General features: G+C 32.4%; 13 protein-coding genes and 1 rRNA gene. 1 reads left to right on the forward strand and 13 read right to left on the reverse strand.

All coding sequences use genetic code 4. The annotated features are described in order from the left end of the window. The 13 genes from T416_RS0100005 to uvrA form a co-directional block, all read right to left on the reverse strand. Positions 1-413, reverse strand: a 16S ribosomal RNA gene (locus tag T416_RS0100005); the annotation flags it as partial. Between the two features lie 188 nt (positions 414-601). Next, a complete protein-coding gene (locus tag T416_RS0100010) occupies positions 602-1,546 on the reverse strand; it encodes an RluA family pseudouridine synthase (protein ID WP_031488786.1) in 945 nt (314 codons plus the stop codon). A gap of 1 nt (position 1,547) precedes the next feature. Further along, a complete protein-coding gene (locus T416_RS0100015) occupies positions 1,548-2,162 on the reverse strand; it encodes a suppressor of fused domain protein (RefSeq protein ID WP_051675812.1) in 615 nt (204 codons plus the stop codon). 23 nt (positions 2,163-2,185) lie between these two features. Further along, positions 2,186-4,540 (reverse strand): type 2 periplasmic-binding domain-containing protein, encoded by a 2,355-nt coding sequence (locus T416_RS0100020; RefSeq protein ID WP_051675813.1) that lies wholly within the window; start codon positions 4,538-4,540, stop codon positions 2,186-2,188. 2 nt (positions 4,541-4,542) lie between these two features. Beyond that, on the reverse strand, positions 4,543-5,397 hold the full coding sequence (locus tag T416_RS0100025; RefSeq protein ID WP_031488789.1) for an ABC transporter permease: 855 nt from the start codon (positions 5,395-5,397) through the stop codon (positions 4,543-4,545). Beyond that, positions 5,375-6,388: an ABC transporter permease gene (locus T416_RS0100030; protein ID WP_031488790.1), complete on the reverse strand. Its 1,014-nt coding sequence runs from the start codon at positions 6,386-6,388 to the stop codon at positions 5,375-5,377. Before T416_RS0100030 ends, T416_RS0100025 begins: the two co-directional genes overlap by 23 nt. Beyond that, a complete protein-coding gene (locus T416_RS0100035; protein ID WP_031488791.1) occupies positions 6,378-7,961 on the reverse strand; it encodes an ATP-binding cassette domain-containing protein in 1,584 nt (527 codons plus the stop codon). The genes T416_RS0100030 and T416_RS0100035 overlap by 11 nt, the downstream gene beginning before the upstream one ends. 235 nt (positions 7,962-8,196) lie before the next feature. Next, a complete protein-coding gene (locus T416_RS0100040; protein WP_031488792.1) occupies positions 8,197-8,796 on the reverse strand; it encodes a Vmc-like lipoprotein signal peptide domain-containing protein in 600 nt (199 codons plus the stop codon). 152 nt (positions 8,797-8,948) lie between these two features. Further along, positions 8,949-10,208, reverse strand: coding sequence for a serine--tRNA ligase (gene serS, locus T416_RS0100045; RefSeq protein ID WP_031488793.1), 1,260 nt, complete (start codon positions 10,206-10,208; stop codon positions 8,949-8,951). A 50-nt stretch (positions 10,209-10,258) separates the two neighbouring features. Further along, positions 10,259-12,373 carry an ATP-dependent zinc metalloprotease FtsH gene (ftsH, locus tag T416_RS0100050; protein WP_051675815.1) on the reverse strand — a complete coding sequence of 705 codons (2,115 nt, stop codon included), beginning with the start codon at positions 12,371-12,373 and terminating at the stop codon, positions 10,259-10,261. Between the two features lie 13 nt (positions 12,374-12,386). Then, entirely contained in the window at positions 12,387-12,941 is a 555-nt protein-coding gene (gene hpt, locus T416_RS0100055; protein WP_031488795.1) for a hypoxanthine phosphoribosyltransferase, read from the reverse strand. A gap of 49 nt (positions 12,942-12,990) precedes the next feature. Further along, positions 12,991-14,811, reverse strand: a complete 1,821-nt coding sequence (locus T416_RS0100060) for a Vmc-like lipoprotein signal peptide domain-containing protein (RefSeq protein ID WP_031488796.1) — start codon at positions 14,809-14,811, stop codon at positions 12,991-12,993. 1 nt (position 14,812) lies between these two features. Continuing rightward, the gene (gene uvrA, locus T416_RS0100065; protein ID WP_031488797.1) at positions 14,813-17,641 is read right to left on the reverse strand and encodes an excinuclease ABC subunit UvrA; all 2,829 of its coding nucleotides are present in this window, start codon (positions 17,639-17,641) and stop codon (positions 14,813-14,815) included. Positions 17,642-17,756: 115 nt separating this feature from the next. Here uvrA and T416_RS03475 point away from each other — a divergent pair, with 115 nt between their 5' ends. After that, positions 17,757-18,422 carry a hypothetical protein gene (locus T416_RS03475; RefSeq protein WP_156953964.1) on the forward strand — a complete coding sequence of 222 codons (666 nt, stop codon included), beginning with the start codon at positions 17,757-17,759 and terminating at the stop codon, positions 18,420-18,422. The last annotated feature ends 42 nt before the right edge of the window (positions 18,423-18,464 follow it).

The raw sequence follows: 18,464 nt of genomic DNA on the forward strand, positions 1-18,464 counted from the left end.
TAGACCTTCATCGTTCACGCGGCATTGCTTCATAAGGCTTTCGCCCATTGTGAAAAATTCCCTACTGCTGCCTCCCGTAGGAGTATGGGCCGTGTCTCAGTCCCATTGTGGCTGTTCTACCTCTCAGTACAGCTACGCGTCATTGACTTGGTGAGCCGTTACCTCACCAACTATCTGATACGTCGCACCCTCATCCAAAAGCGTCGCAAACGCGACTTTCTACATATTCTCATGTGATAATTATGTTATTATTCGGTATTAGCTAATCTTTCGACTAGTTATCCCCAACTTAAGGGTAGATTGGATACGTGTTACTCACCCGTTCACCACTAAGCCAAAAGGCTTCGTTCGATTTGCATGTATTAGGCATGCCGCCAGCGTTAATCCTGAGCCAGGATCAAACTCTTTATAATTGACGGATTCTATTTAGTTTTCAAAGAACATTCGTGTATCTCAAACAAAACAACAAACTAAAAGAACAACAAAATTGATCTTTTAAAAATATAGTTGTTATGAATTATAAGATAGTGATTTTTCTTATTGAGAAATACACTATAAAACTATAACAAAAAGAAAGAAGGATTGCAACACTAAAATTAAATTATTTTGAAAGAAATCATACATCGTCAAGGACGAACTCTTTGTTGGATAAGTATTTTAACTGTTCATCGAACTTACTCAGGTCTCCAAATTTCAAAGAAAAAGCCACAAGACATTGATATTCATAATTGTGATTCTTATCAATATTACTATTAATATAATATTGTTCACCAACAATAGGAGCACCCAAGTAATTAAGGGTAGCTCGAATTTGATGTGTTCTTCCGGTATGCAGTGAAACTTCATACATAAAGAAGTTTTTGTATTTTTGTTTAAAATGATATTCAGTTATAGCTGTTTTATTCGTTTTATTTTTATAATCGCTTACAACCATGTGGTTCGTCTTAGAATCTTTTTCCATAAAAAGATAAACTGTGTCATCTTTTTTAGGAAGCTGCTTATAAGTTAAAACTAAATATTTTCTACTTATTTGATTATTTTTAAAAAGTTCATTAAAGACTCTCATACTAAGCGCTGTTTTGCAAGCTAAAACTAGACCGGTTGTGTTCCGGTCTAAACGGTGTACAATTCCCGGGGTAAATGACGAGGATTGAAAAGGATTGTAATACCCTTTTTTAGCGAGATATTTAAGGATTCGGTTGTTTAAGGTGTCATAACTTTTACCATCAAAATCATGAACGATGAGACCGATTGGTTTTTTTACAACCAGTATATGATCATCTTCATATACTATATCCGTTAAATCCCTGGCATTTGAAAAAGAAATATCAAGGTCTATTTCTAGATATTTATCATCGGTGTAAACACTGACTACATCATCAACTTGTAACTGGTAATCTCCAGCAGTTCTTTTACCATTAATCTTAATATCGTTTTTTCTTAGAAGCATATAAATTGCTGTCCTAGACAACTTTTTGAATTTTTTTAAGAGTAAACGATCTAACCGTTGATTTGCTTCATTTGGTTGAATCTTAAATGATTTCATTCTAAATAAATGACTTTCTATTTATTTCAGTTAACCGGTTCATTGGACGGTCAAAAATTTTACTTAATTCGTTAATTCCTTTTAGACCGAACCGTTTAATATAATCCACTTCCCGATCAGTAATTAGGATGATGACATAATAACTAATATTAAAGCTTTGGCCAACGTCAACCTTAACTGAACAGTCCCCGTAGGATGGAACATCTAGAAAAACACCTATTTTATCTGTGTTGGTAATTGGATTAACACAAGTAAAAACTTGGTATCAACTTAGCATATGATGTCGCTCATAACTTAATTTGACAATATTAATAATATATTGAATTGCTCATTGATCACTTGTCGTACTAAAATGTCAATCAAGCGGTAATTCAAAATAGATTTCACTTCGCTCACTGTTTTGGTGGTCTTCGTTGTGACTAATAAACGAACCAAGCCCAAAGGTCATTAAAATTTGGTGAGTTTTTTTCTTTATTAAAACTAGATTGTAGTAAATCGGAACAATCCGTTGCTCTTTGGTTAGCAAGATTAGTTCACTAATTTTGCCAAAATTTTTTTCAATATTTTCTTTTACTTTTCTTTTTTCTAAATCGCTATACTGATAAGTAATTTCCATGTAGTTTTAGTTAATTCAACGAACTAGACTTTATCTCTAAACTTCAGATAAGCAATTTTTAAATTACCAACAGACAGGTCATTTGTTGATCGTTCGATTAGATTATCATCGTTTTTTGAGATATCAAAACGGACTTTATAAATATCTCTAAGTTTTTCATTAAAGTCTTTTTGTTCAATAAATTCTGCTTTTAAATTATAAAAAATATGTTGAACTAAAATTCGATATATATCAACAATTAGGACAGATTCTGTGTTTTTTGGAACATTAAAGGTATCGTAAAATTGAACAAAATGGTGATAAATTGAAGATGAATTATCAGGATTTTTAATATTTAAAGTGAAATTCGTTTTCTTATTTTCAATATTTTTAATGTGAAGTAGCTCAATAAAAGTATCGTCTTTATTACCTTTTTTAAAAATAATCTCTTCACCATCGTCAGTTACTTTTTTAACTTCAACTAGTTCATATTCGATATTTTTATTAAATTGACTTAAATCGAGTTGAATAGTATTTCCAAGGGCAATCGTATTTGTTAATAAAACTTGTTCATCCGAATTCGGTTGACTTACCCCAACTGGTTGATAAACAAGACTATAATTTTGATATGTTTTCTTTAAAAGATCTTCCCGAATTTCTTGAACAGGTTCAGTTTCATCATCCCCGTTGTCATAGAAGTTGAAAACATTAATTAGTAAATTAATAAGACTTTCTAACTGCTTGTGCTTCGTTTGACGTTCTTTTTTAGTAGTGTATTTAATTTTTTCATCATCTAAAATGTGTTCTCGAATACGGTTGCTGATTAACTCATAAAGAGCACCATTATCTCCAAGGTAACCATCTTTCTTATCAACTACAAAGTCAAAAATTGATTTAAGAGCGGGTGTATAGGCTACATAATCGAAGTTTCGTAACGGTCAATAAAAATAACCGGTGTCGTCAAAAATATTACCAGTCTCCGTCTCATTGTTTTGACTAGTTTCATATTCGTTAATTTCATCATTCGATTTATCACGATGAATGATCAAATCTTCTCGAAGAATATCGCTTCCACCTTCCTCGTTCTTGTTATTAAGACCTTCGAAAGAAAGTTTATCGACAAACTTTAATGCCGCTTCTTCGTTTTTCTGTGAAATGAATTTTGACATCACAAAACCATCAAGCGCTTTTAAAGTATTTTTAGGTCTTACAATATGAAAATTCTCGTTAGTTGGTGTTCTTTTCTTTAGATATTCAGATGCTTCATCATTAATGTATTCCCCACCATTAAAAGAAGCTGCAATGTCACCACTATATGCAATTGCTCCTACAGCATTAATTAAAGAAAGGTCATTCAGAACATCGTTTGAACTTGTCTTTAACTTAATGGTATTGACAGGAGAATCCTTGAGCACATTAAGAATGTTGTCGAATTTTTGATCAATAAAAGGGATGGTTGAACTGTTTGGAAGATTAACATTTGGACTAGTGTTTGCTTTGTAAAAAGTTAATAAGTTTTCTAATCGATTTAATTCATTTTGTAAACGGTTTTTTTCACTATCACTAATAGCTTCTTTAAGACTATTTGTGATCATCGTGATATTTTTTGAAATATCAATAATCTGTTTTTCGTTCTCTTTTTCTGTTTTAAGAATATTATCGCCTTCGTGATCAAGAATTTTACCAAGGTCATAAACAGTTCTTGCATCATCAATCATAACAACTTTACTTTTATTTTTTTCAATGTAAAAGTCGTTTTCTTCATCGAGGAAAACATTAGTTTCATTATCAAAACGGAAACGATTATCCGGGTTGTTTTCGTTAATGTATTTAAGCACATCTGTTCAGGTTACATCGGGCTTAGAAAGTTCTTTAATTTCTTTGCCACGATAAGCAAAAATAAGGTCTTGGAAAAAGTAAGGAACCATGTATTCAATCAAACGATCTGGTTTACCATCCTTGTCAATGTCACCTAATTCAACATCATATGCAGCAATCATGTTTCACACCTCAGGTGTGTAAATATTTTCAAGTTCAGCAACATCTTTGATCACTTTATTAGTTGTTGGATTAATAAGATTAAATGAAGCTCAATTAATTTTTTTAACTAGTCCTAGCTTAGCTAATTTAACAACTTCATAAGAAGATACAACAACGGTGTCAAGCACTCTCGACTGTAAAAAACCGGCTACAACCTCGTTGTTATCATGATAATTAAAAGATAAGTTGTTTTTGTTAAATTGTTCACTTGCTTCAGTAATAATTTCTTCGCTCATATAGCCATCATAATTACCAACGACTAGTTTATTAGTAGTTGTACATGAGCTTAAAATTACTGATGTAGGAAGGAGAAGACCAAGAGACAAAAAAAGGGCTTTTTTGTTTAATTTCTTTTTCATATTTAATCCTGCTTATTTCAAATTTCCAACTTAATTTTGTTATTAATTTTCTTGATTTTTCTCAGTTCATGTGCTTTAACAAGAGCGATAATGGAAATTACGAAGATGGTAGCCATTACCATCAAACTACCAAAAACAATTGCTCAAATTTTAATTCCTTTAGCCATACTATAAAGTTCGGTTGAAATCGTATTAACCTTACCACCAACTAATTTGGTAATAATAAAATCGTCGAATGACATAGCAAAAGTTAAAACAATTGCTGAAATAATCGAAGGAAGAAGATAAGGAATGACAATTTTAAAGAATGTTTTGATTTTTCCATAACCTAAATCATAAGATGCAAGAATTAGATTCTTATTCATTTTCTGCATGCGTGGATAAATAAGAATAATCGCATACGGAGTACAGTATGAAATATGAGCAAGAATAATCGTTCCAAATCCAAAGTTAAAACCTAATGGAATAACAGTAAAAACAAATAACATTGCAAGACTAATCCCGGTAATGATATCAGGAATAACAATATTCGTTTGGGCTGAAATGGTAGTAGCTTTTTGATAAAACTTCTTCGCATTTCAAATACCAAAACAAGTTATTGTCGCAATAAAAACAGATGTTGGAACAACTGCGATGGAAATAATTAAGGTATTAGCAAGTGCTTCTGTAAATTGATTAGTTGATAAGGAAAGATAATTAGAACCATCATTTCAATTAAATGCCGAAGTTACATTCCCTTTGATCGAAGGAGAAGTAAAAGAAAGAAGAACAACGATCAATAACGGAATGTAAATAACTAGTAAAACAATTCAAACATAACTTGTTCTAAGAAAACTAAGAAAGTTCGGTTTTTTCATTTTTAACTTTTCTCCCCATAGTAATTTTTTGATAAACCTTTTTCACAATCTTAGGAATGACAGTTACTAAGATATAAACCGCAATTAAAATAACCCCTATGATTAAGGTAATCGCGGAAGCTCGCGAAAGTTGGATAGAACTCGAAGCTCCACCTTGTCCTAGATTAAATAAAATTTCACCAATTAAAGTTCCATCATTACTATTATTTAAAAAACCAGCAACGGCTACGGATGTAAAAGTTGAAAGAAAAACCAGTGAAATACCTGAAAGTAGAGCATTCTTTGTGTACGGAACAACGATTCTAAAAAAGGTATAAATGTGTCCTCGACCAAGGTCATAGGAAGCATTAATGATGTTTCTTGGCATCACTGTTAATGTGTTGTAAATTGGCAACATCATAAAAGGTAAGTAAACATAAGTAAGACCCATAATGGTAAAAATGTGACCATATGTTGAGTTGATTTCACCATTAACCACATCGAAAAATGTCTTAATACCAATCAACTTTACAAGGAGACTCATCCAAATAGGAGCAGTTATTAAAGCAATTACAATGGTTTTCACTAATTTATTTTTACTAATGCTGACAAAATAAGTGAATGGATATGCAAGGATAATGCATATAAAGGTCGTCACAAGGGAAATTCAAAAACTGTGACCAATTTTTTCAATTACGACACCTCTAATGATTTCAAAATTATCATTAGTTGAGGTAATTCCATCCTTAACACTATTGCTTGGTGTAAAAGATTTAACAACAATAATGATTAAAGGAACGATTAATAAAAAAAGAGTCAAGAAAAAATAAGGTAAACACAAGACGATACCTTTATTAAGTCCTAGCTTTGTTTTAAATGATTTTCGGTATTCTTTTTGATGGGGATGTTTCTTTAAGTCGATGTTTAAATTTTGATAAATTTCTTTAGCACTAATTGATGTTGATGATGAATAATTAATAGTACCTGTGTTTGTAAATTCGTTAGATTTCATCACTAATTACATATTCCTTGGTAACTTTTTGATAATCATCACTCATCCTAATTACATGCACATCAATATCGTCTCAATCAAGAGCAATTTCATCATTAACATTAACTTCATTAATGTCTTCAACATGAATAATCATATCTTGGTATTGACATTTAATTTCTCATAGCTGACCACGATAAAGTTTTGAAATTACTTTAACATTAATTGAACCTTGATCCTTCTTCAAAACATCAAAATCCTCAGGACGAATCATAATTAAACATTCTTCATTTTCGTCAAAACCATCGACAACATCTGTTTTTGAAACAATATCATCAAAAACTACTTTACCTTTTTCAAGGTATTTACCTTCAAAAATATTTGTCTTACCAATAAAGTTCGCAACTCATAAATTTGATGGTGAATCATAAATATCTTGAGGCGAACCAACTTGTTGGATTTGTCCATTTGACATCACCACAATCTTGTCAGACAAACTAAGAGCTTCTTCTTGGTCATGGGTTACTAGTATAAAGGTAATCCCTAAGTTTTTGTGAAGATTTTTAATTTCATCTTGTAACTGTTTTCTTACCTTTGCATCAAGAGCACTTAATGGTTCATCAAGTAGAATTATTTCTGGTTCAATAACGATTGATCTAGCTAAAGCAACTCTTTGTTGCATCCCACCAGAAAGATCGGCTGGATACGAATTTAGTTTATTTTCTAAACCGACAAGTTTAAGCACTTTAAGTGCTTTTTCTTCAACTTCTGCTTTTGTTAGTCTTCTTGTAATATTATGTTTCTCAAACTGTTCTTTCTTTAATTCAGGATAAGTTGCTCAGTATGATTCTCAATAATCAAGGTCGTTATATTTATAGGTTATATAATCGTATTTTTTATCGATTGAACTTTTTTCTTTATATCACTTTTTAAGGTTGAAAATTTCCTTATCGATTGGATTATTTAAATCTAGTTTTTCTCGATTAAAAAAATTTTTAATACGGGAAATTAATGAATCCTTTTCATTTCTTTGTATACCACGTTTTTTATACAATTCATCAAGGGTAGCAAGATATTGGATTCTTCTCATATCCTTAATGGCATTAATGTTTTCGTTTTTTAGGTATTTTTCATCAAGCTTTTTAATCTCAGCTAGAAGTTCAACTCGTTGCTTCTTTAGTTGATTAATTTTTTCTATGGCTTTTTTCTTAGCGGCTTGAAAAACCTTATCGGCCTGAACATATATGTTTTGTTCAATGTTGTCCATTGGTGTTCGCATTAATTTAAGACCATATTCCACATTTTGCTTTACAGTCATATTCGGAAAAAGGGCATAGTCTTGAAAAACCGTTGATGTTGGTCGCTCTTTAATTGCCATATCCTTTATGTCAATTCCATTGTAAAGTATCTTACCGTTTGTGGGGTTTTCAAAACCAGCAATGATCTTTAACATCGTCGTTTTTCCACATCCAGATGGGCCGAGAAAGGTGACAAATTCACCTTTATTTATTTTTAAATCAAATTTGTTTACTGCTGTAAATCCATCATCATAGGTTTTGGTTATATCCTTAAGATGTAGGAAAGTTTTTTCCATCTAATTTTCCTCCTTTTTTATTATTCACAACCTTTGGTATAGAAAGTTGAAAACGGTAATAATCTTAACATTTTTTAATAGAGTTTTTGATTAATATTTTTAATTTGTTTTTGTAAGAAAAAACCACCATTTTTAAGTGTTTTTAAAATGGTGGTTTTATCAAAAAAAAATGAATTTATATCGCTTATTTTTAAAAGCCAAATTTTACCGTAAAATTGGTGCTTTTTATAAAAAATTAAGCAGGGTATTTTGAAGGGAAAATATCTCTACTATTTTGGATGTTTTGGTCGTTAAAAACAACACGTTCGCTACCGTCAGCTTTAATGAAGATGAATGTATAGTACTTACCATTTTCAAGTTTTTCTTTATCGAAATGGAAAATTAACTTAAATTCAACTCCAGGAGTTTCATCGGCTTTAGTAGTAGCTTTTTTTATGCTTAAAGGTTCGACAAGGGTATTGTCATTTGCTGACTTAACTTCTGTCGCGAAAGCAACTCAGTCACCTGTTACTCCCTCAACTGGACTGTGGTGCAGTTGAAATCTAAAAACACCCTCAGCATTTAATTTATTTTCTGAAATAGCCGCTGGATGAAGTAAAGTTCTTGTCTTAACTTGACCTTCATATTTAGGAATACCATATTTAGTAAAGTCTAGATCAATGTTTCTTTTTGCGGTTTTATGAGTTTCACTACCACCTGGAGTTGTTGTTCCACCTGGAGTTGCAACATCTTTGCTTTTTTGTCCTGGTGTACAAGCAGCTATAGTAGCAACGACAGGAACAGCTACAAAGATAGGAGCAAGAATTTGTAATATTTTTTTAGTTTTTAATTTCAAGGTTATCACCGTTTTTTCTAAAAGTAATTGATTGTATCAATTTTTAAAAAAAATTTTTATTTTTTTGTTTTCTCACGTATTTTTCCTTAGGTTAAAGGGAAAAAAGTAAAAAAAAGATACCTTTTAAGGCATCTAGTATTGACTAAAACAAATTAAAATAGGAGAAAAGGCTTAAGTGCTTCGGGTATTTCTATCTCACCGTTTATTTTTTGGTAGTTCTCAACAACAGCAGCTCAAAGACGATCAATGGCTAAAGATGAACCATTAAGAGTGTGAACAAATTTGGTATCATCCTTAGCATTATCACGATAACGGATCTTCGCTCGACGAGCTTGAAAATCAAGACAGTTAGAGCAACTTGAAATTTCCTTATAGGCTTGATATGAGGGAAGATAAACCTCTATATCATAAGTCATAGCACTGCTAAAACCCATATCACCAGTACATAATTGAATGCGTCGATAAGGTAAATTTAATTTTTCTAGAATAGTTTCAGCAGCTCTAGTTAATGTTTCATGTTCTTCTCAACTTGTTTCTGGTCTTACAATTTTAACGATTTCAACCTTATTAAATTGATGCTGACGAATGACACCGCGGGTATCTTTACCAGCACTTCCGGCTTCAGATCTAAAACAGGATGTATTAGCTGTGTAATAAAAAGGGAGAGCATCTCCTTTAATAATTTCATTTCGATGAAGATTAGTTAATTGAACTTCTGCAGTTGGTGAAAGATAATAATTTGAATCATCTAATTTAAAAAGATCATCTTTAAATTTAGGTAGATTTCCGGTCCCAAAAAGTGAATCAGAATGGACAATTACCGGTGCGTGAATTTCTTTACAGTGAAAATCTTTAATATTGTTATGAAGACAAAAAAGTTGCAGTGCTCGGTATAATCGAGCTCCTAAACCAGTATAAATAATAAATCTTGAACCTGTTACCTTTGTGGAACGATCAAAATCAATTAAAGCGTTCGTAATTGCTAAATCCCAGTGTGCTTTGGGGTTGAAATCAAAATTTGGTATGTCTCCTACCGTCTTAATGACTTTGTTGTCATTTTCATCTTTACCAATAATCACATTCTTAGCAGGTAAATTAGGAATATAAAGAATTTTTTCATCTAATTCTTCTTTTACTTTATTAAAAGTATCTTCGATTGTACTAATTTCATTCTTTAATAAAGCAACCTCTTCTAATAATTTGTCTCTTTCTTGTTTCTTGTCTTTTAACAAACCTATTGTTTTTGATTTTTGATTTTTAACTGCTGTTAGGTTTTCTTTTTTAACGAGTAGTTCACGCATTTTACGGTCAAGTATAGCAATTTCATCAACCTTAGAAACATCGAAACCACGTGTAGCTAACCGTGTTTTAACTTCTTCAATATTATTTCTTATTAAATTAATATCAACCATAATTTACCCCTTAAAGAAAAAATAGTTAACATCTGTCAACTATTTAGTAATTATTCCTTGCTATCTTCAGTTTCCTTCGCTTCTTTCATTTTTTCACGATGTTCAATAACTTCTGGAGGAAGTTTTTTGTGTTCGTGAATGTAATCTATTTGTGGTTTAATAATTGTTTCAAGTTCAAGTAATGTTTCAACAATTAAATTTAATTCATCACGGTGTTCAAGAATCATTTCTTTAGCAAGTTTATATTGTTCTTGAATCAATAATTCAACTTCTTTATCGATTTCATAGCCAAGTTCATTGCTATAGTTATTACGGTAAGGGTTGTCAACACCTTCAGTTGGAATGTGCTGAGTTAACCCAAGTTTAGTCATACCAAAGCTCGCAACCATTGCTCGAGCAATTTTTGTTACCTTATAGAAGTCGTTTGCAGCTCCGGTTGTAATGTTATCAATTCCGTAAATTAATTCTTCTGCGGCACGACCACCAAGAGCAACACGGATTCTAGCAATTAAATCAGTTTTTCTTTGTAAAGTGTTTTCTTGTTTTTCAGGAGTTTGAAGAGTATAACCAGCGGCTTGACCACGAGCTACAATAGTAATTTTTTGAACAACATCAACACCAGGAAGGTAAAGACCAATTAAAGCGTGACCTGCTTCGTGATAAGCAATTTGTTCACGTTCTCGGTCGTCAATCACCTTATTCTTTCGACTCGGCCCACCAATCACACGGTCGATTGCCTCATCAAGGTGATGAAGAGTAATTGAAGGAGAGTTCTCACGAACCGAAAGAAGAGCGGCTTCATTTAATGCATTTTCAAGTTGAGCACCAGAAAACCCAGCCGTTCGACGAGCGATATCCGCAAGCTTAACCTTACTTGAAATATTCTTATTACGACTATGAATTTTAAGGATTTGTTCACGTTCAAGAATGTCAGGAAGGTTTACTGAAATATGACGGTCAAAACGACCAGGACGAAGAATAGCATCATCAAGTGTATCGAGACGGTTAGTAGCGGCAATCACAATAACTCCGCTTGATGTTTCAAAACCATCAAGTTCAGCTAATAATTGGTTAATTGTTTGGTCTTGAACCGCATTTAATGAATTACCACGTTTTTTCGCAACTGAGTCGATTTCATCAATAAACACAATAGCTGGAGCTGATCTTCGTGCTTTTTCAAATAATTCACGAACACGACGTGCTCCAACACCAACGAAGGTATCTTCAAAGGTAGAACCTGTTGTTTGAAAAAATGGAACATTAGCTTCACCAGCAACTGCTTTCGCAATTAAAGTTTTACCAGTACCTGGAGGACCATAAAGCATTACACCTTTTGGAATTCTAGCGCCTGCCGCAACATATTTTTTTGGTTGTTTTAGGAAATCGACGATTTCAATTAATTCTTCTTTAACCTCAGCAATTCCAGCCACATCAGTAAAACGAACTTTTGATTTTGTTAATTTAGCATCGCCTTTACCAATTCCGAGTAATGATTCACTTTGTGCTCTATTCGCACGCATAATGAATCACATAAAGAAGATAAATAATATGATGGAAATAATTGGAGAGATGTAAGTTTGTGGAGAAACGCCTGCTCTAGGATATTCCGCTTTTTGAGTAACGAGGTGAATAAATCATCCAAAATCATCATTTTGAAGTTCGTTTTTTGGGTTATTAGGGTCTAGGTGAGTTTCACGAATTAAAGTTTCCCCGATATATCATTTGTCCGCATCGCTTCTAATTACATAAAAAGCATACTTCGCACCAAAGTCTTTAACATTAGCAATGACAAGGTATTTTGTATCGCTTCGACGTTGCACTTCAGCATTAATTAATGCTTGTTCAGTAAATGTAAATGCAATATTTTTACCTTCAGGATCATTTCGCTCTAATTTTAATTCTCGTTTGTTACCAACCAGTTCAGTATGAGCTCTTTTCACAAGAATTTCTTCGTAACCGCGTCTTGTTGAAAAGTAAATAATTAGACCAATAACTGTTACAATCGCTGCAATGATAAAAAAGTAAATAAGAATTTTTCGTCAATTAACGCGTTTCTTATCACTAGAATCATTCTTTCTCGGCTGGGTTAAATCTTCTTTATCTTTGTTCTCTGACCGATTATTATTGTTCCCAGCAAAGAAGTTAATTAGTTTTTTTAAACTCATATCATCCTCTATTTTATTTTTTATAAACTTCTTCTTTTAAGACCCCAATATAGGGAAAATTACGCATAATTTCTTGGTAGTCTAATCCAAATCCTACAATAAAAACATTAGGTATATCGAAACACACAAAGTCAGCAACAAGGTTCGTCTTTCGTCCTTCTTTTTTATCAAGTAAGGTAATTAACTTAACAGTTCTTGCACCACGGTTATGAAGAAGGTCGATAACTAAAGAAATGGTATTACCTGTATCAACAATATCTTCAACAAGAATAACATCTTGGTCTTTAACATCAGATTTTAAATCAGTGACAATTTCGGGTTCAGTTTGTGCTTTTATTCCACCCTTAAAGCTACTAATAGCCATAAAATCAAGGGTAATGTCAACAGTGATGTTAGGTAAAAGTTTCCCTAAAAAGGGAATACAACCCTTTAGAATTCCAACAAGGATTGGTGTTTCGCCGACATAGTTTTGATTAATCCATTGAGCTGCATCAAAAGCTCTTTGATCAATCTCATCCTCAGTAATCAAAACTTCCTTAATTCGTGGGTCAACATTTAAATTTTTCATCTAAAATACAACCTTATGTTTTTATATATATTGTAAAATTATACATTATCTAAATATTAAATAAATTTAACTTAAATTCCTTTAGCGGAATATCTGCTTCCTGACTATATGTTGGTTTGCCGTTAACCCATTTGTTTGACACATAAACTTTTAGAGTAATAATCTTTTTAGCATCAACACTAATTTTTACTCGCGGAGTAGCATGATATTGAAAATCGGTATCACTGAAGGTCACTGTCACTATTTTCGACAGTTCTTCTTGTGTTAGGTTGCTAAAATTAAGTGTTTTTAACACTTCTTCATATTTCTTTTTATTTTGAGGTTTGCTATTCCAAGTCGAAACATTAGCGAATGATTCAAAAGTTAGCTCAGCGGTAGTATTTTCAAAAGAAAGATTACTATATCTAAGAATCAATTTTTTTGATTCATATTCTTTTTTTGTTTTGTTGTTTCTGAATTTAACAGCAACTTCGAAAGAATGATCTTTTTCATTATGATTAGTAATTACATATTCTCTTGTGTAATCATTTAAATCTTCTTTTGCAACAAAAAGAGCAGATGCAAGAGCAGCATCAAGATCATTAATATCTAGTAATCAATAAGGTTTAGTGAACTTTAATGGTGGAAGAAAGTTATATGATTTGCCATTTAAATGTTTTTGATTTTCTCTTAGCTGCTCCTCATCAAATTCTAATGATAAGTTAGGATCAAATAGTGCTCCTTTATAACGTTCAAGTATTCTAACGTTTCATTCAAAGAATGGATAAGGAGTTATTGGCTCGTCTTCACCAAAAATTTTAATTTGATAAGCTTTTTTTAAGTCATCCAAAATAAAATCATACTCTTTGTTATCGTTATCTAAATCAATAACACGGTCAAGGTTATAAACGCCTTTTGGTGTACCTATTCCTAGGTCTATTGCTGCCTCAAAATATTGATTCCTTTCTTTTAGATAAACAGGTTGAACCACAACTTCTTTTTTAATTGATGAATCATCTTCTTTTTGATAAATTAACTTAATTTTCTTTGGAGTTAATTCACGACTATTAGGACCTTTTGGTGAAGGCTTTTCAACGTGAAGTTCCTGAAGTAATTTATCAAAATTAAGAATTGCACCTTTTAGTGGACGGAAATTTCGCAGGGTAACATTATTTCAACGAACTCGATAGTTATCATCATTTAATGGTCTACCATAAACGATATCTTGGTAAATACCATGTTGGATATTATAGTTATAAACATCACTTGTGTAAAAATCGCGACGGAATAATACATTATGAAATAACGGAAGATTAAAACTCGGATTACCTTGTTGACGAAGGTTTGTATTAAATCTAAATGGTTTAATTTTTCGTTTATTGGCATCGCTACCCGTTTCAAGATCTTCTGGTTTGATTGAACCGAAAATATTTGTATCATTAATTAGATGTGGAATTAGTTGGGGGTTTTGAAAAACACTTAAAATTTCTTCTACTTTTTGGATTGGAATGTCTTTTTGTTCAACATCCCAGATGGTTTTATCACCAATTTTAAATAACACATCTCCTTCAACTTGTTTTGATTTAGGTAATTTGAAGTCGTATTTTAATTCAATATTTTTATCAACATAAGGTCTTGGTTTAGAAACCTGAGCTTTAAATTTTTCAAATCATTCTGCAGGGGATGGAACATTTATGATTTTCGCATGGTCTTGTTCTGTCAGTTGTAAATCATGTCCGCCATCGTGAAGTGGTTTGTTTTTATTTAATTCTCCACTTCCTTTCTGTCCTTTTTGCTTATTACAAGCAACTGCAACAATAGCGATAGATCCTAAAACCGTTAGAAGTCCCAAACCTAAACCTAAATATTTTCTCATTTGATTTTTTTTCATATTAATTTTCCCTTAAGTATTTTCTTAAATATTGAGCGGTGTAAGAAATATTTTCCTTTACTAAAATTTGTTCAGGAGTTCCTGTCGCAATTATTTTTCCACCAGCAGAACCTCCATCAGGTCCTAAATCAATAATATGATCAGCAACTTTTATTAAATCGAGATTGTGTTCAATTACCAACACCGTATCCCCGTTATCAACAATTTTATTTAATATTGTAATCAATTTACTAATATCGTCAATATGAAGACCGGTTGTAGGTTCGTCAAGGACATAAAGAGTTTTACCCGTTGGTTTCCTTTGAAGAAATTTTGCTAATTTAATTCGTTGTGCTTCCCCACCAGAAAGAGTTGTAGACGAAGCTCCTAATTGAAGATAACCTAACCCTACATCTTGAAGTAATGAAATTTTTCGATGAATTGAAGGAAAATTTTTGAAAAAGTCAAGTGCTTGATCTACACTCAAATTTAAAACATCAGAAATTGTTTTTCCTTTGTATTTAATTTGAAGAGTTTCATCGTTGTATCTCTTCCCTTTACATTCATCGCACACAATATAAACATCTGGTAAAAAATGCATTGAGATTCGAAGAGTACCATCACCTTGACATCGTTCGCATCGTCCCCCACGAACATTGAACGAGAAGCGACCTTTTGTATAACCTTTCGCCCTTGCTTCGATTGTATTTTCAAAAACACTTCTAATTTCCTCAAAAAGACCAACATAGGTAGCTGGATTGCTTCTTGAAGTCCGGCCGATAGGTTCTTGATTAACCACAACTAGTTTATCGATATGGTTAGCACCAATTAAATTTGAATAAGCACCAGGAATGACAAAAGGATTAAAATTTATCTTCTCTATTGCTTTAACAAGTGTCTGAAGAATAAGTGAAGATTTACCTGAACCAGAAACTCCGGTAACCACATTAAACTTTCCTAGTGGTACAGTTAAATCAACATTTTTAAGGTTGTTGTGTTTCGCACCTTTTAAAATAATTTTCTGTCCATTTCCACTTCGTCGTGTTTTAGGAACATCGATTTTTTTCTCCCCCCGAAGGTACATACCCGTTAACGAATCTTTATTATCCATCACCTCTTGGACAGTACCAGAAGCAACGATTCTTCCACCATTAACACCTGCGTATGGACCAATATCAACAAGATAATCACAACTAAGCATTGTATCGATATCGTGTTCTACAACAATTAAAGTGTTACCAAGATCTCGCATTTCTTTTAAGGTCGCAATCAGTTTATCATTATCCTTTTGGTGTAAACCAATAGATGGTTCATCTAAGACATAAAGAATACCAGTTAATTTACTTCCAATTTGAGTAGCTAAACGAATCCGTTGTGACTCACCACCTGACAAGGTCGAACTATTCCGTGAAAGCGAAAGATAATCAAGACCAACATTTTTAAGAAAAGAGAGACGGTCAAGAACTTCCTTCACAACTGGTTCAGCAATTTGTTTCATCTCATTATTAAACGAAGTGTTAAGTAAAAAATCTATCCCCTCGTTAATATTCATATTAGTAAAATCAATGATGTTTTTGTTGTTAATCAGTACATTAAGAGCACATTTGTTTAATCTTTGTCCCTTGCACACCTTGCATGTTATTTCACTCATATATTTGTTGTAATGCTCACGTGCTAGTTCTGATGATGTCTCTTCATATCTTCTTTTTACAAGTTCAAGAATTCCCTCAACATATTCCACACTCGAGTAAGATTTATTATTGCTAGAAACGAGATCAATATTAATTGGTTCATCCGAACCATAAAGAAGCAATTTACGTTCTTGGTCACTAAGTTCTTTAATTGGAACTTTTTTGTCTATACCGTAATGTAAAATTATTGAATTAAAACGCTGTCAATCCATATTACTGGTATTAACAGTGTTCTTAAAATAATCAATTCCGCCGTCATTAATGCTTAAGTTGTCATTTGGAATCATTTTTCTTTCATCAGGGAGAAAGTTATAACCAAGACCTTTGCAATTTTCGCAAGCACCAAAAGGACTATTAAAACTAAAAAGAGAAGGTTCAATTTTCTTAAAAACAAAGTTGCAAACAGAACAAGATTCATTCTTGCTAAAGGTTGTATCAACTCCGTCAATATTAAAAGTTATTGAACCGTTACCATCCTTAATCGCAATTTCAATGGCATCTGCTATTCTACTTTGAGTTTCACTATCAAAATTAAGAACGATTCGGTCGATAATGATTTCTAATTTATTGTCTTTTTTCGCATCATAATTTAATGCTTCATCAAGCACATAAATTTCACCATTTAGACGTATTCTTAGGTAACCTTTCTTTTTAAGGTCGTCAATAATCTTCGCTAAATCAGTTTTAAGAACATTATCCTGTACACTAAGAATTTGCAGTTTCGCTTGCTCTTTTTGTTTGAAAAGAAAATTAATCATTTCCTTTTCTGTGTGTGCTTTTATTTCACCATGGTTGTTAATACAGTAAGGGGTTCCAACTCGAGCATAAAGCACTCTTAGGTAATCGTAAATTTCAGTAATTGTGCCAACTGTACTTCTAGGATTATGACTAATTGATTTTTGGTCAACGGCTATGGTCGGACACAACCCATCAATACTATCAACATCGGCCTTATCAGTATTCCCAAGAAACATTCGAGCATAACTCGATAAACTCTCAAAATATCTTCTTTTACCCTCATTATAGATAGTGTCAAAAGCAAGTGAAGATTTACCGGAACCAGAAACTCCAGTAAAAACAATAAACTTATCCTTAGGTAAAGACAAATTTATGTTTTTAAGGTTATGTTCTCGTGCACCTTTAATGACAATTTTATTCATAATTAATTGGTTTCCTGTAGTATTTGTACCAAATGTTTTAGTTGTAACTTTATAAACTTTATATATTATATAGATTATAATAAATAATATATTTTTAACATTAGAAGGAGTTTGTATGGCAAAGTTAATTAAAATTGGTCATTCATATATTGATTTGGCTAATGCTCGTACAATTTCTGTCTTACCAGAAGACATTGATACATACTACGAAATAGGTGGGGAAGAAGCGTATAAGGAAAGTGATTTAGGGTCTGAACTTTACATCAATTATGCAGACTTTGAGTCAACGGTTATCCTGTTTGATCTTAAAAAAGACCAACTACAAAGTTTGGTTGAATCTTTCTTATCATCAGATGACAAAATCTTAGATTTAAGTAAGGAATTCCTTGATGTTCACTATTCTGAAGACGACGAAATGTCTTATGATGAAAGTGAAGAATGTTGTGGTAAGGATGATTGTTGCAGCGACCACGAAAGTGCCTGTTGCAGTGAAGACAAAGATTGTTGTAGTGATCACGAAAGTACCTGCTGTAGTGACAACAAAGATTGTTGCAGCGACCAACACAAAGATACTTGCTATAGTGACAACAATATGGAATGCTGTAATGAAGAACACAGCCATGAACACACTCACACACACGACCATAGCCACGAACATCCACACGGAGACCACTCACATGACAATTTCATAATGGGTGAACACTCACATGAACATGAACACACTCATGAACATGAACACGACCATATGCACGGTCATGATGAACATAACCACAAACACTAATTAAATAATCTTTAATTTATAAAATCTATGGTTCAACTGTAG

It is taken from the genome of Ureaplasma canigenitalium ATCC 51252 (genome assembly GCF_000712165.1).
Lineage (GTDB): Bacteria > Bacillota_I > Bacilli_A > Mycoplasmatales > Mycoplasmoidaceae > Ureaplasma > Ureaplasma canigenitalium.